Origin of the sequence: Iodidimonas sp. SYSU 1G8, from assembly GCF_039655775.1 — a bacterium.
Classification (GTDB): domain Bacteria; phylum Pseudomonadota; class Alphaproteobacteria; order SMXS01; family SMXS01; genus RI-34.
In genome coordinates this window covers 1,162,389-1,182,013 of record NZ_JBBYXJ010000001.1, presented here as the reverse complement: position 1 = coordinate 1,182,013, position 19,625 = coordinate 1,162,389, and the positions used below count along the sequence as shown (strand labels likewise).

20 protein-coding genes are annotated in these 19,625 nt (G+C 64.8%); 12 read left to right on the top strand and 8 right to left on the bottom strand.

Features of this window, described 5'->3' with window-relative positions:
• Positions 1-13: 13 nt before the first annotated feature.
• Genes WJU17_RS05660 through ubiA form a run of 3 tightly spaced genes read right to left on the bottom strand, consistent with a single transcriptional unit; the run spans position 14 to position 3,653 of the window.
• Entirely contained in the window at positions 14-1,147 is a 1,134-nt protein-coding gene (locus WJU17_RS05660; protein ID WP_346326361.1) for a DUF3089 domain-containing protein, read from the bottom strand.
• 43 nt (positions 1,148-1,190) lie between these two features.
• Positions 1,191-2,705 (bottom strand): UbiD family decarboxylase, encoded by a 1,515-nt coding sequence (locus WJU17_RS05655; RefSeq protein ID WP_346326360.1) that lies wholly within the window; start codon positions 2,703-2,705, stop codon positions 1,191-1,193.
• A 9-nt stretch (positions 2,706-2,714) separates the two neighbouring features.
• Positions 2,715-3,653 carry a 4-hydroxybenzoate octaprenyltransferase gene (gene ubiA, locus WJU17_RS05650; RefSeq protein ID WP_346326359.1) on the bottom strand — a complete coding sequence of 313 codons (939 nt, stop codon included), beginning with the start codon at positions 3,651-3,653 and terminating at the stop codon, positions 2,715-2,717.
• A 67-nt stretch (positions 3,654-3,720) separates the two neighbouring features.
• On the opposite strand from ubiA, the gene WJU17_RS05645 reads away from it, so the two are divergent.
• Entirely contained in the window at positions 3,721-4,485 is a 765-nt protein-coding gene (locus WJU17_RS05645) for a 16S rRNA (uracil(1498)-N(3))-methyltransferase (RefSeq protein ID WP_346326358.1), read from the top strand.
• A gap of 66 nt (positions 4,486-4,551) precedes the next feature.
• On the top strand, positions 4,552-5,919 hold the full coding sequence (locus WJU17_RS05640; protein ID WP_346326357.1) for a glutamate--cysteine ligase: 1,368 nt from the start codon (positions 4,552-4,554) through the stop codon (positions 5,917-5,919).
• Between the two features lie 3 nt (positions 5,920-5,922).
• On the opposite strand, the gene WJU17_RS05635 is transcribed toward WJU17_RS05640, so the two are convergent.
• Positions 5,923-6,318, bottom strand: coding sequence for a hypothetical protein (locus WJU17_RS05635; protein ID WP_346326356.1), 396 nt, complete (start codon positions 6,316-6,318; stop codon positions 5,923-5,925).
• Positions 6,319-6,552: 234 nt separating this feature from the next.
• On the bottom strand, positions 6,553-7,986 hold the full coding sequence (gene tldD, locus WJU17_RS05630; protein ID WP_346326355.1) for a metalloprotease TldD: 1,434 nt from the start codon (positions 7,984-7,986) through the stop codon (positions 6,553-6,555).
• 272 nt (positions 7,987-8,258) lie between these two features.
• Here tldD and coxB point away from each other — a divergent pair, with 272 nt between their 5' ends.
• From coxB to WJU17_RS05585, 9 genes are all read left to right on the top strand, one after another.
• On the top strand, positions 8,259-9,140 hold the full coding sequence (coxB, locus tag WJU17_RS05625) for a cytochrome c oxidase subunit II (protein ID WP_346326354.1): 882 nt from the start codon (positions 8,259-8,261) through the stop codon (positions 9,138-9,140).
• Between the two features lie 31 nt (positions 9,141-9,171).
• On the top strand, positions 9,172-10,803 hold the full coding sequence (ctaD, locus tag WJU17_RS05620; RefSeq protein WP_346326353.1) for a cytochrome c oxidase subunit I: 1,632 nt from the start codon (positions 9,172-9,174) through the stop codon (positions 10,801-10,803).
• 74 nt (positions 10,804-10,877) lie between these two features.
• Entirely contained in the window at positions 10,878-11,744 is an 867-nt protein-coding gene (locus tag WJU17_RS05615; protein WP_346327402.1) for a heme o synthase, read from the top strand.
• A complete protein-coding gene (locus WJU17_RS05610; protein ID WP_346326352.1) occupies positions 11,744-11,881 on the top strand; it encodes a hypothetical protein in 138 nt (45 codons plus the stop codon). The genes WJU17_RS05615 and WJU17_RS05610 overlap by 1 nt, the downstream gene beginning before the upstream one ends.
• 46 nt (positions 11,882-11,927) lie before the next feature.
• Positions 11,928-12,428: a cytochrome c oxidase assembly protein gene (locus WJU17_RS05605; protein WP_346327401.1), complete on the top strand. Its 501-nt coding sequence runs from the start codon at positions 11,928-11,930 to the stop codon at positions 12,426-12,428.
• 17 nt (positions 12,429-12,445) lie between these two features.
• Positions 12,446-13,264 (top strand): cytochrome c oxidase subunit 3, encoded by an 819-nt coding sequence (locus WJU17_RS05600; protein ID WP_346326351.1) that lies wholly within the window; start codon positions 12,446-12,448, stop codon positions 13,262-13,264.
• A 72-nt stretch (positions 13,265-13,336) separates the two neighbouring features.
• The gene (locus WJU17_RS05595; RefSeq protein WP_346326350.1) at positions 13,337-14,053 is read left to right on the top strand and encodes an SURF1 family protein; all 717 of its coding nucleotides are present in this window, start codon (positions 13,337-13,339) and stop codon (positions 14,051-14,053) included.
• Positions 14,054-14,056: 3 nt separating this feature from the next.
• A complete protein-coding gene (gene thrC / locus WJU17_RS05590; protein ID WP_346326349.1) occupies positions 14,057-15,457 on the top strand; it encodes a threonine synthase in 1,401 nt (466 codons plus the stop codon).
• Positions 15,454-16,716, top strand: a complete 1,263-nt coding sequence (locus WJU17_RS05585) for a pitrilysin family protein (protein ID WP_346326348.1) — start codon at positions 15,454-15,456, stop codon at positions 16,714-16,716. The genes thrC and WJU17_RS05585 overlap by 4 nt, the downstream gene beginning before the upstream one ends.
• Positions 16,717-16,729: 13 nt before the next feature.
• On the opposite strand, the gene WJU17_RS05580 is transcribed toward WJU17_RS05585, so the two are convergent.
• Positions 16,730-17,323, bottom strand: coding sequence for a YqgE/AlgH family protein (locus WJU17_RS05580; protein WP_346326347.1), 594 nt, complete (start codon positions 17,321-17,323; stop codon positions 16,730-16,732).
• Between the two features lie 232 nt (positions 17,324-17,555).
• On the opposite strand from WJU17_RS05580, the gene WJU17_RS05575 reads away from it, so the two are divergent.
• A complete protein-coding gene (locus tag WJU17_RS05575; protein ID WP_346326346.1) occupies positions 17,556-18,038 on the top strand; it encodes a peroxiredoxin in 483 nt (160 codons plus the stop codon).
• Positions 18,039-18,101: 63 nt separating this feature from the next.
• Here WJU17_RS05575 and rnhA read toward each other — a convergent pair whose 3' ends face one another.
• Positions 18,102-18,551 carry a ribonuclease HI gene (rnhA, locus tag WJU17_RS05570; RefSeq protein WP_346326345.1) on the bottom strand — a complete coding sequence of 150 codons (450 nt, stop codon included), beginning with the start codon at positions 18,549-18,551 and terminating at the stop codon, positions 18,102-18,104.
• A complete protein-coding gene (gene thrB, locus WJU17_RS05565) occupies positions 18,551-19,513 on the bottom strand; it encodes a homoserine kinase (RefSeq protein ID WP_346326344.1) in 963 nt (320 codons plus the stop codon). Before thrB ends, rnhA begins: the two co-directional genes overlap by 1 nt.
• Positions 19,514-19,625 lie beyond the last annotated feature (112 nt).

The following is a 19,625-nucleotide window of genomic DNA, read 5'->3' as shown; positions in this document are numbered from 1 at the left end:
TGTCACGGAAAATTCACGAAGCGGCGGCGAGATAGGCTCTCGTGCGTTCCTCCGCGTTGCGGCGGATGTTCATGTAGAACAGATTGTAGTCATAGATGTGGTAGTTGCCGCCCGGCAGCACCAGGCCGCTGAAACCGTTCTCCTGCGGCGGCGAGATGTAGAGGACACCGTCCCGGCACCGCGCGCCGGTCACACCGGCTTCAGGCTTGCTCATCGCGCCATCGGTCGTCGGGATCGCGCCGAGGTTTTCATTGGCGGGCGCGACGTCACCGGTCTGCGTCCATCGCAGGGGATTGACGCAGAGCAGCGTCTTGCCGGTGTTGCTCTCGTAGGCGCCGTCGAACTGGAAGCCGATATTGTCGAAGAGACTGCTGGGATCGGAATCCTGCGCGGAAAAACTGTTCCAGCTGACCACGCACCCGGTCTGGGTGGGTGCCGCGCAGGGTTGGATCGTCTTGTATACCCGAGTGAACAGGTCGGTCGGCAGGGCAAAGCCCACGGCGTAGGCCGCGATCATGCGCTGGGCCAGCGGCGTGCCGTCGATTTCGTCGCGCAGCAGGTTGACCAGATGGCGGCTGCCCTGGCTGTGCGCCGCGAGAATGAACGGACGGCCCTTGTTGTCGGTGTCCATGTAGTGGCGGAAGGCGCGTCTGACATCTTCATACGCAACCTCCAGCGCCTTGTCGCCGTCCTCCCTGTTCTTGGGGAAGAAGGCACCCAGCGTGGCCTGGCGATAGAGCGGGGCGTAGATGCGGCCAGCGCCGTTGAAGGCGCTCGCCTGATACTTGAGCACGAATTCGTCCATGCGCTCGCGTGCGTCGGCGTCGTCGATGGCGCCGTTCCAGCTCTTCCGGTTGTAATAAGTCGTCGGCGCGATGAAGAACACGTCGACCTCGGCGTCCGCCTGGTTGTTGCGGGCGCGCGAGGCCGCGGGAATCTGGTCGGCGGCGTCCCGGGTTTCCGGACGGGCGGCCCAGGCCGACGGCTGCGCGTAATCCGGCGCCGGCGGCACGGCGGCCGCGTCGAACGGATCGCCCGGCGTCATCGACAGATAGGCCAGCTCGTCCTTGAACGCCGCGATGACCAGCAGCGCCACGATGATGAAGATGACGATGCCGCCGACGATCAGCAGAAAGATCCGCGCCATGCTCAACGGCTCCGTGTGACAGGGGAAGACGGGGCTTCCGGGTTCATCGGTCGCTCCAGATCGGCTTGCCGCTGCCCGGAAGACCGAGGCGCGCCCATTTTTCCGTGACCGACCGGATCACCTCGTCCGACATGCGGATTTCGCGGCCCCATTCGCGCTTGGTCTCGGGCGGCCACTTGTTGGTCGCGTCCAGCCCGATCTTGCTGCCCAGGCTCTCCTCGGGCGAGGCGAAGTCCAGATAGTCGATGGGGGTGTTCTCGATCAGGGTGATGTCGCGCGCGGGGTCCATGCGGGTGGCGATCGCCCACATGACATCTTTCCAGTTCCGGGCGTCGATGTCGTCATCCACCACGATCACCCACTTGGTGTACATGAACTGCCGCAGATAGGACCAGACGCCGAGCATGACACGCTTGGCGTGGCCGGGGTAGGCCTTGCGCATGGACACCACCGCGATGCGGTAGGAGCAGCCTTCCGGCGGCAGCCAGAAATCGGTGATCTCGGGGAACTGCTGGCGCAGCAGTGGAATGAACACCTCGTTGAGCGCCTCGCCCAGCACGCTGGGTTCGTCGGGCGGACGGCCCGTGAAGGTGGACAGGTAGATCGGGTCGCGGCGCATGGTGATCGCCGAGATGGTGAACACCGGAAATTTCTCGACCGAATTGTAGTAGCCCGTGTGATCGCCATACGGGCCTTCATCGGCGTAGTCGGTCAGCGAAACGTGGCCCTCCAGGACGATCTCGGCCTCGGCCGGAACCTTGAGCGGCACCGTCTTGCAATCGACAAGCTCGACCTTGCGGCCACGCAGCAGGCCGGCGAACTGGTATTCGGACAGCGTATCGGGGACCGGGGTCACCGCCGCGAGGATGGTGCCCGGATCGGCGCCGATGACCACGGCGGCGGGCAGCGGTTCGGACTTTTCCTGCGCCCAGCGCTGGTGATGCTGCGCGCCGCCACGGTGCTTGAGCCAGCGCATGATGGCCGTGTTTCGGCCCGTCACCTGCATGCGGTAGATGCCCAGGTTGAAATCGTCCTCCTTGCGCTTGCCCGGACCCTTGGTCACCACCAGCGGCCACGTGATCAGCGGCGCGGGCTCGCCCGGCCAGCAGGTCTGGACGGGCAGGGCCGACAGATCGATGTCGTCGCCCTTGAGCACGACCTGATGCACCGGCGCCGAGGACACCGTCTTCGGCTTCATCGCCATCACCGTGCGCAGCAGCGGCAGCATGTCCAGCGCCTCGCGCCAGCCGCCGGGCGGCTCGGGTTGGCGCAGGAACGCCAGCGTCTCGCCGACCTCGCGCAGTTCTTCCGGCCTGCGGTCCATGCCCAGCGCCACCCGTTCCACCGTACCGAACAGGTTGACCAGCACCGGTACGTCGCTCCGCGTGCCGTCCGGTTTCAGGGCGTTCTCGAACAGTACGGCGGGGCCGCCCTCGGCCAGCAGGCGGGTCTGGATTTCGGTCATCTCCAGCACCGTGGACACCGGCTCGCTGACCCGTGCCAGCAGGCCGCGAGCCTCGAGGGTCGCCATGAAATCGCGCAGGGAAGAATAGGGCATCTGTCGGTCTTACCCCAGTTGGCCAGCCATGATGGCAGCAAAGACGATCCAGCCAAAGCGTATGTTGGACCGGAACAGACCCAGGCAGTTGGCCGGGTCATCGATGTCGAGCCTGCGGATCTGCCAGGCGAAATGCGCGGCGGCTAGCGCGAGGCCAGCGTAGAACACCGGCCCGGCGCCGGTCAGCCAGCCGGCGGATCCCCACGACAGCACGGCAAGGCCATAGAAGACCGCCAGAGCCGGGGCGGTGTTGCAGCCCAGCGCCAGGGCCGACGACCGTACGCCGGCCTTGATGTCGTCCTCCCGGTCCTGGTGCGCGTAGATGGTGTCGTAGCCCAGCGTCCAGAAGAAGCAGCCGGCATAAAGCGCGGCGGCAGGCCAACCCGGGTAGTCGCCCGTGACCGCCGTCCAGCCGAGCAGGGCACCCCAGTTGAAGACGATCCCGAGCACCGCCTGCGGCCAGTGAGTGACGCGCTTCGCGAGAGGATAGAGCACGACCAGTGGCAACGAGGCGATGGCGACCACGATGGTCGGCGCATTGAACGACAGCAAGATCGCGAGACCCAGCAGCCCCAGCGCGGCCACCAGGGTCAGCGCGCCCGTGACGCTGATGGCGCCGCTGGCGATCGGGCGTCCTGCGGTACGCGCCACCTTGCCGTCGATGTCACGGTCCCAGATGTCGTTGACGGCGCAGCCGGCCGCCCGCATCACCAGCGCGCCGGCGGCGAAGGCCGCCAGCGGCGCCAGCACGCGCATGTCCCAGGGCCTAACCTCGGCCGCGCCGGCGGCCAGCACGGTGCTCCACCAGCATGGCCACAGCAGCAGCCACGCACCGACCGGCCGGTCGAGCCGCATGAGCCGCGCCCATGGTCGCAGGTCGGCGGGGAGCCACCGGTCGACCCAGCCATCGGGCACGGCGTCGGCGGGGCGGGCGGTTGCGGGCTCCATCAGGCTGGCTTTCGCTTCGTCATCGAAGTGTGTTAGCGCTATCGGGGTTCTGGAGCAACACACCGTCATGGCCTACGACCCCTCGAAAATCCGTCTGTTCATCGACCAGCCGCTGACTCCCGGCGCGGATATCGCGCTGACCGGCGACCAGGTCCATTATCTGCGCGCGGTCATGCGCCAGCGCGAAGGCGACAGGTTGCATGCGTTCAATGGCCGCGACGGCGAATGGACCATCGCGTTGACGGCGCTGGGCAAGAAGAGTGGCGCCGCGCGTGCCGAAGCGTCCGTCCGGATGCAGAGTTCCGTGCCGGATCTCTGGCTCGTCTTCGCGCCGATCAAGGGCGCGCGACTTGACTTCATTGTTCAGAAGGCGACCGAACTGGGCGCCGCGGCGCTGGTGCCGGCACTGACCGACCGCACCATCGTGCGCAACATCAACGAGGACCGGCTGCGCGCCAACGCGGTCGAAGCCGCCGAGCAATGCGAATGTCTCGGCGTACCCGAGGTGCAGGCCGCGCGCCCGCTGCGCAACATCCTCGGCGATTGGCCCGAGGGACGCGGCCTGATCTTCTGCGACGAGGGCGGCGACAGACCGGCGCTGGAGACGCTGCAGGGGCTGCGCGGGCAGGGCGACTCGTGGGCCGTGCTGACCGGACCGGAAGGCGGATTCACCGACGCCGAGCGGGACATGATTCGGCGATTGCCGCGCGCCGTCCCCATCAGTCTGGGGCCGCGAATCATGCGCGCCGATACGGCGGCGGTGGCGGCGCTCAGCCTGTTCCAGGCAACGCTGGGAGATTGGGCCACACCGCCGCGAAGCGGTCAGGTGTGATTGCTCTTGAAAGGCGCTGCGCCAGTCGTTACTTGGCGATACTCAAACGGGTAGGAGCCCATAGCCATGGCCGGAGTACCGGGCCAAGCCAACCAGACGCGCGTCGAATCGAAGACGCAGCTCGTCGAGTACATCGAGAGCGGCAACAAGCCGAAGGAACAGTGGCGCGTCGGCACCGAACACGAAAAGTTCGGCTTCCGCCTTTCCGACAAGCAGGCGCTGCCCTATGACGGGCCGTCCGGGATTCAGGCCGTGCTCAATGGCATGTGCCGTTTCGGCTGGGAAGCCGTCGCCGAGGGCGACAACATCATCGCCCTCAAGCAGGACGGCGCCTCCATCACCCTGGAGCCCGGCGGCCAGTTCGAGTTGTCGGGCGCCCCGCTCGATACCATCTGGCAGACCTGCGACGAGGTGAACACCCATCTCGATCAGGTGCAGCAGGTTTCGCGCGAGCTGAACGTGGGCTTCATCGGCCTGGGCTTCACGCCCAACATGCGGCGCGAGGACGTGCCCATGATGCCCAAGGGCCGCTATCAGATCATGCGCAACTACATGCCGAAGGTCGGCACCATGGGCCTCGACATGATGTTCCGCACCTGCACCGTGCAGGCCAATCTCGACTACCGGTCGGAAGCCGACATGGTGAAGAAGTTCCGCGTGTCGCTGGCGCTTCAGCCGGTCGCCACGGCGCTTTTCGCCAATTCGCCCTTCATCGAAGGCAAACCCAACGGCTACTTGTCCTATCGCAGCCATGTGTGGGAGGACACCGATCCGGACCGCTGCGGCGTGCTGCCCTTCGTGTTCGAGGACGGCATGAGCTTCGAGCGCTATGTGGACTACGTGCTCGACGTGCCCATGTACTTCATCTATCGCGACGGTCGGTACATCGACGTCGCCGGCCAGTCGTTTCGCGCGTTCATGGAGGGCCGTCTGCCGGGTCGGCCGGGCGAGCTGCCGACCATGGACGACTGGGAACAGCACATGACCACCGTGTTCCCGGAAGTGCGGCTCAAGAAATTCCTGGAAATGCGCGGCGCCGATGGCGGCCCGTGGAAGCGCCTGTGCGCGCTGCCCGCCTTGTGGGTCGGCCTGCTCTATGACGATGCCGTGCTGGATGCCGCCTGGGATCTGGTGAAGGACTGGAGCATCGAGGATCACGAGCGGCTGCGCGCCGACGTGCCGCGTCTCGCGCTCAAGGCCCGCATCGGCGATGGCACCATTCAGGACGTGGCCCGGAAGGTACTGGATCTGTCGGCCGAAGGACTGCGCCGCCGCGCCCGGCTCGACTACAAAGGCGACGACGAAACCGGTTTCCTCTCGTCCCTGCGCCATATCGCGGAAACCGGCCGCACCCAGGCCGACGATCTGCTCGCGGCCTACAACACCCGCTGGAATGGCAGTGTGCTGCCGGTGTTCGACGAATACGCCTATTAGGCGTCAGAGAACGGTGGCGATCAGCAGGCCGGCGATGAAGCCCAGGCTTCCGAAGGCGAAGGGATAGCGTGGGCTGGCCTGCCGCGCGGCCCACAGGACGAGCGAGACGAGAAAGATCGCGCTAAAGCCGATGGCCGACGTGTTGAGCACCAGGCCGAGGAAGTGGCGCCAGACCGGCACGACGCTGGGATCGGCCGATTCCCGGAATCCCACATTGCTCACCCAGTAGAGCGACCACGTGATCAACCCGTAGAAGGTCAACGCGGCCAGCCCCGCCGCCCAGCGCAGCGGCGTGCTGACGATGAGGTGCGCCTCGGGCACGTCGTGCCGTTCCGACAGGATGTCGTGATAGACCTTGTCGCGCTTGAAGCTCATGCGCTGCCCGGCATACATATTCATCTGCGTCCTGGACGGAATATTTCGGACGATGCCGCGACCCATCCGCCCTACTTAAATGGCTAGCCAAATCCGGAACCGAGCGGCCCGCTCCCTGCGCTGGACCCATTTCTCCAGCGCCGGGGAACGGCCAGTTCCCTTCACCGCGCGACAATAGCACGGCTTTTCCAGCGGCGTTCGGGCCGCTTGGTTAAGTTTTGTTAAGGGATTATGCAGGCCTGAAGGTTTTTTTAGTCCTCAGGATGCCGTGCCGCCGATGGTCAGGCCGTCGATCAGCATGGTCGGTTGACCGACGCCGACGGGAACGCCCTGACCGCTCTTGCCGCAGGTACCGATGCCCGAATCCAGCTTCATGTCGTTGCCGATCATGCGGATCCGCTTCAGCGCCTCCGGCCCGACGCCGATCAGGGTCGCGCCCTTGACGGGGGCGCCGATCTTGCCGTTCTGCACCCTGTAGGCTTCCGTGCAGGTGAAGACGAACTTGCCGCTGGTGATATCCACCTGTCCGCCGCCGAAATTGACCGCGTAGATGCCATCCTTCACCGCGGCGATGATCTCGCCCGGATCCCGGTCCCCGCCCAGCATGTAGGTGTTGGTCATGCGCGGCATGGGCATGTGGCCATAGCTCTGGCGGCGTCCATTGCCGGTCGGGGCCATGCCCATCAGCCGGGCGTTGAGCCGGTCCTGCATGTAGCCGCGCAAGATGCCGTCCTCGATCAGCAGGGTGGACTGGGTCGGCGTGCCCTCGTCATCCACCGTCAGCGATCCGCGGCGGCCTTCCAGCGTGCCGTCATCGACCACGGTGACGCCCGGCGCGGCGACGCGTTCGCCCATCAGCCCGGCGAACGCCGACGTCTTCTTCCTGTTGAAGTCGCCTTCCAGGCCGTGGCCGATCGCCTCGTGCAGCATGACGCCGGGCCAGCCGGCGCCCAGCACCACTTCCATCTCGCCCGCCGGCGCATCGACCGAGTCGAGATTCACCAGCGCCTGGCGCAGCGCCTCGTCGACCTGGCCGCGCCAATTGGTCGGATCGAGCAGTTCGGCATAGCCCCAACGGCCGCCGGCGCCCATGTGGCCGCTCTCTTGGCGGTCGCCCTGTCCCGCGATCACCGAGACGTCGAGACGGACCAGCGGACGGATGTCGCGCACGCGCTTGCCGTCGGCCCGGACGATTTCCACCACCGACCATTCGCCCGACAACGAGGCCGACACCTGCCGGACGCGTGAGTCGAGCGAGCGGGCATAGGCATCCATGCTTTCGAGAATGCCGACCTTGGCGTCGAACGCGACCTGATCGAGCGGGTTGTCCGGCGCGTAGAGCTTCTGGTTGGTGCCGTTCGGGGCAGGTGTCATGATGCCGGACCGGCCGCGCCGCACGGCGCTGACGGTGTCGCTGGCACGTTTCAGCGCCTGTTCCGAAAGTTCCGAGGCATGGGCATAGCCCGTCGACTCTCCGGACACGCCGCGCAGGCCGAATCCGCGCGCCGTGTCGAAGCTGGCCTTCTTCAGCCGCCCGTCATCGAAAACGAAATTCTCGGACTGGGTGTACTCAAGGTACAGCTCGCCGTCGTCGCACCCGTGCAGCGCGTTTTCCGTGATCGCCAGCGCCGCCGCCTCGTCAAGGCCGGTCTGCGTATAGAAGAGATCTCTGGCGATTGATTCGTCCGACATGGGGGATTTCCGATCATTCAAGCGTCTGTGATCCCTAATATGGACCGGCACCATGCGCATTTCGACCATCAATTATGCGCCTTCCGCACAGAGCCAGAGACGCCATTCCGATGTACACCCATTGCCCGTGAATTGTGCTTGCCAACGGGCCTTGCGAGGCTCGATAACCGGTTGTGAAGGCAAAACACTGGGTGTAGTGTCGCGCCGACTTTTCAGGCCCCCCGGCCGGGACCTTTGCGAACCGAAGGACGAGAATGTCTAAAGTAAAAACAATGGCGGCCGCTCTGAGCTCGCTCCTCTCCCTTGCCGCGCCCGGCGCGGCTTTCGCCGACATCGTGACGAAAGGCGAGCCCAAACCCTGGCAGCTCGGTTTCCAGGTCGCCGCGACCGATGTGAAGGTGGAAATCGAATGGTTCCACAACGACATCCTCATGCCGTTGATCGTCGTCATCTCGGTGATCGTCGCCGCGCTGATGGCCTACACGCTCTTCAGGTTCCGCGCGAAGGCCAACCCGGTTCCCAGCCGCACCTCGCACAACACCATGATCGAGGTGGTCTGGACGGTGGTGCCCACCATCATCGTCGCGATCATCGGCATCATCAGCGTGCGCGCCGTGTATTTCCAGGATGCGCCGCCGGCGGATCTCGCGGCCTATTCGGGCGTCGCTCCCGAAGCCGAGGAGATCGTGCTGAAGGTCACCGGCAACCGCTGGTACTGGGAATATGAGTATCCGGAAGAAGAAGTGTCCTTCTCCTCCATCCTGGTCGAGGAAGCGGACCTGAAACCGGGCCAGCCCCGCCTGCTGACCGTCGACAACCATATCGTCATCCCGGTCAACACCGTGATCCGGCTCCAGGTGACGGCCAACCCGCAGGACGTGATCCATTCGTGGACCATCCCGTCCTTCGGCGTGAAGGTCGACGCCGTTCCCGGCCGTCTGAACGAGCGCTGGTTCCGCGTACTGCCGGGCATGGAAGGGCGCTACTATGGCCAGTGCTCCGAATTGTGCGGCCAGCGCCATGCCTACATGCCGATTACCGTCGATGTCGTGTCGAAGGCGGAGTACGAGGCCTGGCTGGCGACGACGAAGGCCGCCGACAGTGGCGCGGCCGAGACCAAGACTCTTGCCCTCAACACGGGGCACGCGGAGTAATCCGCGCCGGAATTAGAAGGACGCTCTAAAGATGGCTTACGGTGAAACCGCCCACGCCGGTCACGACGACCACCACTTGCCGACGGGCTTCCGTCGCTGGGTGATGTCGACCAACCACAAGGACATCGGCACGCTCTACCTGATCTTCGCGATCATCGCGGGTCTGGTCGGTGGCGGCCTGTCCGTCCTCATGCGCATGGAATTGCAGGAGCCGGGCCTCCAGATCTTCACCCATCTGGCCGCCGATCCCGACCAGGCCAAGCAGCTCTTCAACGTGTTCGTGTCCGCGCACGGCCTGATCATGATCTTCTTCATGGTCATGCCCGCCCTGATCGGCGGTTTCGGCAACTGGTTCGTGCCGCTGATGATCGGCGCGCCGGACATGGCGTTCCCGCGCATGAACAACATCAGCTTCTGGCTGCTGATTCCCGCTTTCACCCTTCTGGTCCTGTCGCTGTTCATCGGTGAAGGCCCGGGCGGCGGCTGGACCATCTACCCGCCGCTTTCGGTGATCGGTAACGGTTCCAGCGCCATGGGCAACCCGTCCGTCGATCTCGCGATCCTCGCCCTTCACGTGGCGGGCGTGTCCTCGATCCTGGGTGCCATCAACTTCATCACCACCATCCTGAACATGCGCGCCCCGGGCATGACCTTGCACAAGATGCCGCTGTTCGTGTGGTCGGTGCTGGTGACCGTGTTCCTGCTGCTGCTGGCCCTGCCGGTTCTCGCCGGCGCCATCACCATGCTGCTGACCGATCGGAACTTCGGCACGCACTTCTTCGACGCCCAGGGCGGCGGCGACCCGATCCTGTTCCAGCATCTGTTCTGGTTCTTCGGCCACCCCGAAGTGTACATCCTGATCCTGCCCGGCTTCGGCATCATCAGCCAGATCATCTCGACCTTCTCGAAGAAGCCGGTGTTCGGCTATCTCGGCATGGCCTACGCCATGGTCGCCATCGGCGTGATCGGCTTCGTCGTGTGGGCGCACCACATGTTCACCGTCGGCATGAACGTCGACACCCAGGCCTATTTCGTCGCGGCGACCCTGGTCATCGCGGTGCCGACCGGCATCAAGATCTTCTCGTGGATCGCCACCATGTGGGGCGGCTCCATCGAGTTCAAGACGCCGATGCTGTTCGCGCTGGGCATGATCTTCCTGTTCACCATCGGCGGCGTGACCGGCGTGGTGCTGGCCAACGCGGCCGTCGATCAGGCGCTGCACGACACCTACTACGTGGTCGCGCACTTCCACTACACCATGTCCATGGGCGCGCTGTTCTCCATCTTCGCCGGCTTCTACTACTGGTTCGGCAAGATGAGCGGCGTTCAGTACAACGAGGTCCTCGGGCAGATTCACTTCTGGATCACCTTTATCGGCGTGAACCTGATCTTCTTCCCGCAGCACTTCCTGGGCATGGCCGGCATGCCGCGCCGCTACATCGACTATCCTGACGCCTTCGCCGGCTTCAATCACATCTCGTCGATGGGCGCCTATCTGTCCTATGCCGGTGCCATCCTGTTCCTTGTGGTCATCGCCGAGGCGTTCGCCCGCAAGCGCAAGGTCGCCGACAATCCGTGGGGCGAAGGTGCCACGACGCTGGAATGGACCCTGTCGTCGCCGCCGCCGTTCCACCAGTTCAACGACCTGCCGCGGATTAAGTAATCGGGAGAAACGACGTGTCCGACGCGGCAATCGCATCGGTCCAGTCCAACGACGCTCCGGGGATCGTCACCGACATGCATCCGCGTGTCGGTGACTACCTCGCGCTGCTGAAGCCCAGGGTGATGTCTCTCGTCGTCTTCACCGGCCTCGTCGGGCTGGTCGCGGCGCCCGGCGACATCCACCCGGTCCTGGCGATCCTGGCGATCCTGTGCATCGCCGTGGGTGCCGGCGCCTCGGGCGCGCTCAACATGTGGTACGATTCCGACATCGATGCCGTCATGTCGCGCACCAAGGGCAGGCCTATTCCGGCCGGTCGGCTCACCGATGGCGACGCGCTCGGTTTCGGCGTCGCTCTGTCGGTCGGCTCCGTGGTCGTGCTCGGCCTGTTCATCAACGTGCTCTCGGCCGCGCTGCTGGCGTTCACGATCCTGTTCTACGTGGTCGTCTACACCATGTGGCTCAAGCGCCGGACGGCGCAGAACATCGTCATCGGCGGCGCCTCCGGGGCGTTGCCGCCGGTGATCGGCTGGGCCGCCGTGACCGGAACGGTCAGTTGGGAGCCGCTGCTGCTCTTCGCCATCATCTTCATGTGGACCCCGCCGCATTTCTGGGCGCTCTCGCTGTTCGCCAAGGGCGATTACGAAAAGGTCGGCGTTCCCATGCTGCCGGTCGTCTCCGGTCAGCGCGAGACGCGCAAGCAGATCCTCATCTACAGCGTCCTGCTGGTGCCGCTCGCCATCAGCCCGAGCCTGCTCGGCATGGCCGGCACCCTCTATGGCGCCGTCTCGTCGGTCCTCGGCGCGGGGTTCCTCGTCCTGGCATGGCGCGTGTGGCGCGGCGAGGACATGACCCAGCCGCGCCGGCTGTTCCTGTTCTCGATCCTCTACCTGTTCGCGCTCTTCGCGGCGCTCTTGGTCGAGAAACTGGTGGGGTTGAGCTGATGCCATTGTCCGAAGAGCACAAGAAGCGCCGCGCCCGCAACTGGGCGATCGCCGGCGTGCTGTTTGTGCTGGTGGTTCTGTTCTATCTCGCATCCATCGCGAAAATGGCGGGAGGCGGCAATATCTGGGGGCAGTAATCGTAACCGCCGGACGGTCATCGTCCTGTCGAGCGTCGTGGTGGGCATGCTTGGCCTCGCCTACGCCTCGGTGCCGCTCTATGAGATCTTCTGCCGGGTGACCGGTTATGGCGGCACCCCCATGCGCGCCGATGCCACGCCGGACCAGATTTTCGACCGCGAGGTGAAGGTGCGCTTCAACGCCGACACCGCGTCGAATCTGCCATGGACCTTCAAGCCCGAGCAGTACTCCATGGATCTCAAGGTCGGCGAGAACAAGCTGGCCTTCTACAGGGCCGAGAATCGCTCCGACAAGCCGGTGACGGGCATGGCCGTGTTCAATGTCACGCCGCCCAAGGCTGGTGCCTACTTCACCAAGGTGGAATGCTTCTGTTTCACCGAACAGACGCTGCAGCCGGGACAGAAGGTTGACATGCCTGTGAGCTTCTTTATTGATCCCGCCTTCATGGCCGACAGCAACATGCAGGACGTCACCTCCATCACGCTGTCGTACACCTTCTACAACCAAACTCAGGAGGCCGCGGACAAGACCGCGGCCGTGCAATAAGCGAGCAGGGGATAACCATGGCCGACGCGCACGCCAAACCCAATCACGACTACCATCTCGTCGACCCCAGCCTCTGGCCGTTCATGGGCTCGGTCAGCGTCTTCGTCCTCGCTCTCGGCGGCGCGCTCGACTGGCACAATATCGTCGGTCCCTGGCTGTGGGCGATCGGCGGTCTGGGCGTGCTCTACACCATGTTTGTCTGGTGGAGCGACGTGATCAACGAGGCGCATGCCGGCCATCACACGCCGGTCGTCGCGCTGCATCAGCGCTACGGCATGATCCTGTTCATCGCCTCCGAGGTGATGTTCTTCGTCGCCTGGTTCTGGGCCTATTTCAACGCCGCGATCTATCCGACTCACTTCATCGGCGGCACCTGGCCGCCGGAAGGCATCCAGACCTTCGATCCGTGGCATCTGCCCTTCATCAATACCCTCATCCTGCTGCTGTCCGGCACGACCGTGACCTGGGCGCATCACGCGCTGATCGAAGGTGATCGCAAGGGCCTGAAGCAGGGCCTGTGGTGCACGATCCTGCTCGGGGCGCTGTTCAGTGTCGTTCAGGCCTATGAATACAGCCATGCCGCGTTCGGCTTCACCGATGGCATCTACGCCTCGACCTTCTTCCTGGCGACCGGCTTCCACGGTTTCCACGTGCTCGTCGGCACCATCATGCTGGCGGTCTGCCTGATCCGCGCCTACCGGGGCCACTTCACCCCCGAGCGGCACTTCGGCTTCGAGGCCTCGGCCTGGTATTGGCACTTCGTCGACGTGGTGTGGCTCTTCCTCTTCCTGGTCATCTACATCGGTGGTCAGGGCGCTGGCGGTCCGGCCCATTAATCGCCGTCACACACCAGTTTTCTGTTTGCAGTCGGTCCCGCCTTCGGCGGGACCGAAACTGTTTTAGGGATCATGACAGCACTCTTTCTGCAGAAGCCAAAATTCATCCCGACCCTGATCACGGTGGCGGCGGTCCTCGTGTGTGCCGCCTGCGGTATCTGGCAGCTCCAGCGCATGGTCTGGAAGCATGATCTGGTCGACAAGATCGAGCAGCGGGTCGAGTTGCCGGCGACGCCGCTGCCATCGGCCATCGAGGTGCCTGACGACTGGGAGTACCGCCACGTCACCGTGACGGGCGAGTTCCTCCACGACAAGGAGAGCTATCTCCAGGCCCAGTCCGGCAACGGCAATTTCGGCTGGCAGGTCATCACGCCCCTGCGCCGCGACGACGGCACGGTCGTTCTGGTCAATCGCGGCTGGGTGCCCTACGAGCAGCGCGCGCCCGAGGCGCGGCCCGATGGCCTCGTATCCGGCACGGTGACGGTCACCGGCCTCGTCCGCCTGCCCTGGCAGCAGAAATGGCTGGCCCGCCACTTCATTCCGCCCGCCGATCTGGAAAAGAAACTGTTCTTCGAGGGCGATCTCGCCCACATGGCGCGGGCTCATGGCCTCAAGACCCTGCCGGTCTTCGTCGAGGCCGACGAGACCCTCAACCCGGGCGGCTGGCCCAAGGGCGGGCAGACGGTCCTGAAGCTTCAGGATCCCCATCTGTCCTATGCGCTCCAATGGTTCGCCTTCGCCATCACGGCGCTGGTGATCTTCGTTCTCTATCACCGGCGGAAAGACTGATCGATGCGTTATGTCAGCACGCGCGGCGCGGCGGCCGCGCTGGGCTTCGAGGATGTGGTATTGGCCGGTCTGGCGCGCGATGGCGGCCTGTACGTGCCCGAATCCTGGCCGGCGATCGCGCCGGATGAACTGCGCCGCTGGGAATCTCTGTCCTACGCGGATGTCGCCGTCGAGGTGATGCGTCCCTTCGTCGATGGCATCTCCGAGGATGACTTTGCGGCCATCGTTCACGAAACCTATGCCGTCCCGGGCGTATTCCATCAGGCGGCGGTCACGCCCCTGCGCCAGCTCGACGCCGGTGAATGGCTTCTTGAGCTTTTCCATGGCCCGACCCTGGCCTTCAAGGACGTGGCGCTCCAGCTGCTTGGCCGCCTGTTCGAGCATATCCTGAAGAAGCGGGGCGAGCGGATCACCGTTGTCGGCGCCACTTCGGGTGATACCGGCTCCGCGGCCATCGAGGCTTGCCGCGACCGCGAGAACGTCACCATCTTCATGCTCCATCCGCACGGCCGCGTGTCCGAGGTGCAGCGCCGGCAGATGACCTCGGTGCCATCCGCCAACGTCTACAACATCGCCGTGCAGGGCACGTTCGACGATTGTCAGGCGTTGGTGAAGGCCATGTTCAACGACCACGCCTTCCGCGACCGGCTGAATCTCGCCGCGGTCAATTCCATCAACTGGGCGCGGGTTCTGGCGCAGGTGGTCTACTATTTCCAGGCGTCGCTCGCGCTGGGCGGTCACGACGGACGCCGGATCGACTTCTCGGTTCCCACCGGGAATTTCGGCGACGTCTTCGCCGGCTACGTGGCGTCCCGCATGGGCGCTCCCGTCAACAAGCTCATCGTCGCCACCAATGTGAACGACATCCTCTCGCGCGCGCTGCGCAGCGGCGACTACAGCCGCGGCACGGTGCAGCCGACCATCAGCCCTAGCATGGATATCCAGGTCTCCAGCAATTTCGAGCGTCTGCTGTTCGATCTCTATGGCGGCGATGGCGCACGCATCGCGGCGCTGATGGATGATTTCGCGGCCACAGGCAGGCTGGCCATCGGCAACGGCCAGGTGACGGATGCCTCGCGCCTGTTCGCGGCCACGCGTATCGACGAGGACGAGACACGGGCGACCATTGCCCATGTCCTGCGGCACAACGCCACGCTGATCGATCCGCACACCGCCGTTGGCGTTGCCGCGGGGCGCAAGCTGCGGACCGGTCCCGAGGTTCCGCTGGTTTCCCTCGCCACGGCCCATCCGGCGAAATTCCCCGATGCGGTCCAGGCCGCCAGCGGAATCTATCCCGGCCTGCCGCCGCATCTTGCCGATCTCCTGACCCGGCCCGAACGCTACGAAATTTTACCGAACGACTTGAAGTCGGTTCAGGATCACATAGGTGCACTGACGCAATGAGCGTTGAAATCACCACACTCCCCAATGGCCTGCGCGTCGTCACCGAGGCGATGGACCGGCTGCAGACAACCTCCATCGGCGTCTGGGTCGGCGTCGGCGCGCGCGCCGAATCCGCCGAGCAGAACGGCGTCTCGCATATGCTCGAACATATGGCCTTCAAGGGCACCACCACCCGCTCGGCCCGCGATATCGCCGAGGCGATCGAGGATGTGGGCGGGCATCTGAACGCCTATACGTCGCGCGAGCAGACCGCCTATTACGCCCGCGTGCTGGGCGACGACGTGCCGCTGGCCGTCGATCTGCTGGGCGACATCCTGCAGCGCTCGACCTTCGATCCCGTCGAGCTGGAGCGCGAGCGCGGTGTCGTGATCCAGGAAATCGGCGAAGTCCAGGACACGCCCGACGATCTGGTCTTCGACCTGTTGCAGGAAGCCGCGTATCCCGATCAGGCCGTCGGCCGCCCCATCCTCGGCACGGTTGAAACCGTCTCCGCTTTTTCGCGCGATGGTCTGGCCGGTTACATGGGACAGCACTACGCCGCCGATTCCATGGTCGTCGCCGCCGCGGGCCGCATTGATCATGCCGAACTGGTGGACCTCGCGACCCGTCAGTTCGGCGATTTGAAGCCCAACAAGCGCGACGAGGTGCCGCTGGCCGAATATCGCGGCGGCGAGGCGCGCTGCGACCGCAAATTCGAACAGGTCCATCTGACCTTCGGTTTTCCGGGCGTCGCCTTCACCGACGACCGCTTCTTCGCGCTTCAGATCATGTCGACCATTCTGGGCGATGGCATGTCCTCGCGCCTGTTCCAGGAAGTGCGCGAAAATCGAGGTCTGGCCTACTCGGTCTATTCCTTCACCGCCGCGTTGATGGATGGCGGCCTGTTCGGCATCTATGCGGGCACCAGCCCGGACCAGATCGACGAACTGGTCACCGTCATCGCCGACGAAGTCCGCAAGATGGGTGATCATGTGGAACCGCGCGAGTTCGCCCGCGCCCGCGCCCAGCTGAAAGCCAGCACGCTGATGGCGTTGGAGAGCTCGTCGGGACGGGTCGAGCAGATGGCGCGTCAGTTGCTGATGTTCGGCCGGGTGATCCCGCTGGAGGAAATCGTCTCGCGCATCGACAGCGTCACCATGGATGCGGTGACGGACTCTGCGCGTCTCATCCTCAGCGAGGGCAAGGCGACCATGGCGGCAGTCGGGCCGCTCAAGAAGCTGCCCGACTACGACGCGATCACGCGGCGCTTCGCCGCCTGATCCACACGCCGTCTCAGGCGTGGCCAGCGACCGGCGACAGCATGGACAGGTCGATTCCCAGCTTCGCCATGCCCAGCGGCCACTTCAGCGCCGCCTCGGTGGCGAACAGCAGGTCTGTGTCGATTTCCGTGTGGAGCCAGGCATTGTCCTGGATTTCCGCCTCGAGCTGACCCGGCCCCCATCCCGCGTATCCCAGGGCCAGCAGGCTGTGCCGCGGGCCTTCGCCCGCCGCCAGCGCCTTCAGGATGTCCACCGTGGCGCTCAGGGCGACCAGCTCCGAGATGATCAGGCTGGTCTCGTGCAGATAGTCCGTCGAATGCAGCACGAAGCCGCGGTTCGGCTCGACTGGACCGCCGGTGAAGATGCCGACTGGCGCGCAGGTTTCCGGCGTGGGAATATTCAGCTGCTCCATCAGATCCGGGAAGGCGATGTGATCCGCCGGCTGGTTGACGATGATGCCCATGGCGCCTTCCGGGGAATGCTCGCACAGGCAGATCACGCTCCGTTCGAAGCGTGGATCGCCCATGTTGGGCATGGCGAGCAGCAGCTTGCCACGAAGATAGTCGGGTTTGGCGGCGCGGTCGGCGGCGAAGGGATACTGGGGCATGGTCTTTTAAGTGTGCCTTCTCGCGTTGGGCTCAAGGGGCAGGCGGGAAAGAATCCCTCGTCCGGGGGTACTATACCGTGTTTTCCGAAACGTTTCCGGGAGCCATCCCGTGCCATCCGTTTCGGCGCGATTCCGTCATACATTTACGCCCATGCTGCTGCTATGATCCCGGCCGCTGCCGCCATTCCGGCGGCGCCGATATTCGAGATTCCGAAGGAATAGGGAGATTCCCATGACGATCAAAGTTGGTGACAAGATCCCCGAAGGCACGCTGACCCAGATGACCGAGAAGGGTCCGGCCCCGATCACCACGGCCGAACTGTTCGGCGGCAAGAAAGTTGTCCTTTTCGCCGTTCCCGGCGCGTTCACGCCGACCTGCTCGGCCAAGCACCTGCCTGGCTTCGTCCAGAACGCCGACGCCATCAAGGCGAAGGGCGCCGACGTCATCGCCTGCATGGCCGTGAACGACGTGTTCGTGATGAACGCCTGGGGCAAGGACCAGAACGTGGGCGAGAAGGTCGTGATGCTGGCTGACGGCAGCGGCAACTTCACCAAGGCGCTCGGCCTCGAGCTCGACCTCAGCGGCCTCGGCCTCGGCCACCGCTCGCAGCGTTTCTCGCTGATCGCCGAAGACGGCGTGGTGACGCACCTCAACACGGAAGAGGGCGGCGCCTTCCAGAATTCCAGCGCCGAAGTGGCCCTGGGCCAGCTCTAAGGGTTTTTCGCTCTCGGGCGATGGGAAAGGGGCGCTCCGGCGCCCCTTTTTTCATTTAATGAGTTAGGGTTGGCCCGAACTTCGAACCTCTTCCACACCGCGCCGCGCCAGTTCGTCGGCCCGGTCGTTCTCGGCGTGCCCTGAATGGCCTTTTACCCAGTGCCAGGCGACGTCATGCTGCTGGATCGCGGCATCGAGCGCCTGCCACAGTTCGGCGTTCTTCACCGGCTTTTTGTCGGCCGTGCGCCAGCCGTTCCGCTTCCAGTTGTGGATCCATTTGGTGATGCCGTCGCGCACATATGTGCTGTCGGTGTAGAGATCGACCTCGCTGCGCTTTTTCAGCGCCTCCAGCGCCTTGATCGCGCCCATCAGTTCCATGCGGTTGTTGGTGGTCGGTTTCTCGCCGCCCCAGATTTCCTTCTCCGCGCCGTTGTACTGCAGCAGCGCGCCCCAGCCGCCGGGACCCGGATTGCCCGAGCAGGCGCCGTCGGTGTGAATCGTGACCCGTCCCATCAGTTCAGCCCGTATTCGCCGGGGTTCTTGATCCGGCGGTGGAACAGCAGCTTCTCGACATACTCGCCCGGGTCCTTGGGCCGCACCAGCGCGCCCTCGACCTGGTTCACCCAGTCGTACAGCCGGGTCAGCAGGAAGCGCAGCGCCGCGCCGCGCGCCAGGGCGGGCAGGGCGGCGGTTTCGTCTCTCTCCAGCGGCCGGACGGCCTGATAGCCGGCCAGCAGGCGGCGCGCCTTGGTGGCGTTGAACGCCCGGTCCGGCTCGAAGCACCAGGCGTTCATGACGATGGCCAGGTCATAGGCCAGGAAATCGTTGCAGGCGAAATAGAAGTCGATCAGGCCGGTCAGCCGCTCGCCCATGAAAAAGACATTGTCGGGGAACAGGTCGGCATGGATGACGCCGGATGGCAGATGGCTTGGCCACGCCTTGTCCAGATACGCCAGCTCGTCGTCGATCAGTCCCATCAGTCCCGGGCGCACGGCTTCCGCCTGGTCGCGGCAGGCATCGGCCAGCTGGTGCCAGCCGGCAAGGCCCAGCGCATTGGGGCGCGGCATGGTGAAGTCGGCGACGGCCCGGTGCATCTCGGCCATGCCGCGGCCGATGCCGGCGCAGTGGGCGATGGTGGGCCGCACGACCGAAAGCCCGCGCAGGAACGAGATCAGCGCCGCCGGACGCCCGCAGAGCTCGCGCAGCGCCTCCCCGTCATCGCCCACGATCGGCGTCGGGCAGGCGATGCCCTTGGCGGCCAGATGGCTCATCAGGCCGAGGAAGAAGGGCAGGTCGCCCGGCTTCACCCGCTTTTCGTACAGGGTCAGGATGTAGCTGCCGTTTTCCGTCTGCAGCAGGAAGTTGGAATTCTCGACGCCTTCGGCGATGCCCTTGAACGCGACGACCGCGCCGGTATCGTAATGGCTGAGGAAGTCAGCGAGGGCTTCTTCGTCGACGTGCGTATATACGGCCATGCTGCTTCGGAATCGTGCTACTGAGGGCGTGCGGCGGGATATTGCGGGCGCCGGGCCGGGCGTGCTTGTCCTGACCCATGGCGTTCTCTAATATGCCGCTGCGACGCGTCGT

Coding starts and splice junctions, on each gene's coding strand:
- WJU17_RS05605 (WP_346327401.1), top strand. CDS start 11,928: ATGCTTGGCCTCGCCTACGCCTCGGTGCCGCTCTATGAGATCTTCTGC.
- ubiA (WP_346326359.1), bottom strand. CDS start 3,653: ATGGAGCCCGCAACCGCCCGCCCCGCCGACGCCGTGCCCGATGGCTGG.
- WJU17_RS05615 (WP_346327402.1), top strand. CDS start 10,878: ATGCATCCGCGTGTCGGTGACTACCTCGCGCTGCTGAAGCCCAGGGTG.
- WJU17_RS05645 (WP_346326358.1), top strand. CDS start 3,721: ATGGCCTACGACCCCTCGAAAATCCGTCTGTTCATCGACCAGCCGCTG.
- coxB (WP_346326354.1), top strand. CDS start 8,259: ATGGCGGCCGCTCTGAGCTCGCTCCTCTCCCTTGCCGCGCCCGGCGCG.
- thrC (WP_346326349.1), top strand. CDS start 14,057: ATGCGTTATGTCAGCACGCGCGGCGCGGCGGCCGCGCTGGGCTTCGAG.
- WJU17_RS05635 (WP_346326356.1), bottom strand. CDS start 6,318: ATGAATATGTATGCCGGGCAGCGCATGAGCTTCAAGCGCGACAAGGTC.
- WJU17_RS05595 (WP_346326350.1), top strand. CDS start 13,337: ATGACAGCACTCTTTCTGCAGAAGCCAAAATTCATCCCGACCCTGATC.
- WJU17_RS05660 (WP_346326361.1), bottom strand. CDS start 1,147: ATGGCGCGGATCTTTCTGCTGATCGTCGGCGGCATCGTCATCTTCATC.
- WJU17_RS05610 (WP_346326352.1), top strand. CDS start 11,744: ATGCCATTGTCCGAAGAGCACAAGAAGCGCCGCGCCCGCAACTGGGCG.
- thrB (WP_346326344.1), bottom strand. CDS start 19,513: ATGGCCGTATATACGCACGTCGACGAAGAAGCCCTCGCTGACTTCCTC.
- WJU17_RS05585 (WP_346326348.1), top strand. CDS start 15,454: ATGAGCGTTGAAATCACCACACTCCCCAATGGCCTGCGCGTCGTCACC.
- WJU17_RS05640 (WP_346326357.1), top strand. CDS start 4,552: ATGGCCGGAGTACCGGGCCAAGCCAACCAGACGCGCGTCGAATCGAAG.
- WJU17_RS05575 (WP_346326346.1), top strand. CDS start 17,556: ATGACGATCAAAGTTGGTGACAAGATCCCCGAAGGCACGCTGACCCAG.
- WJU17_RS05655 (WP_346326360.1), bottom strand. CDS start 2,705: ATGCCCTATTCTTCCCTGCGCGATTTCATGGCGACCCTCGAGGCTCGC.
- tldD (WP_346326355.1), bottom strand. CDS start 7,986: ATGTCGGACGAATCAATCGCCAGAGATCTCTTCTATACGCAGACCGGC.
- ctaD (WP_346326353.1), top strand. CDS start 9,172: ATGGCTTACGGTGAAACCGCCCACGCCGGTCACGACGACCACCACTTG.
- rnhA (WP_346326345.1), bottom strand. CDS start 18,551: ATGGGACGGGTCACGATTCACACCGACGGCGCCTGCTCGGGCAATCCG.
- WJU17_RS05580 (WP_346326347.1), bottom strand. CDS start 17,323: ATGCCCCAGTATCCCTTCGCCGCCGACCGCGCCGCCAAACCCGACTAT.
- WJU17_RS05600 (WP_346326351.1), top strand. CDS start 12,446: ATGGCCGACGCGCACGCCAAACCCAATCACGACTACCATCTCGTCGAC.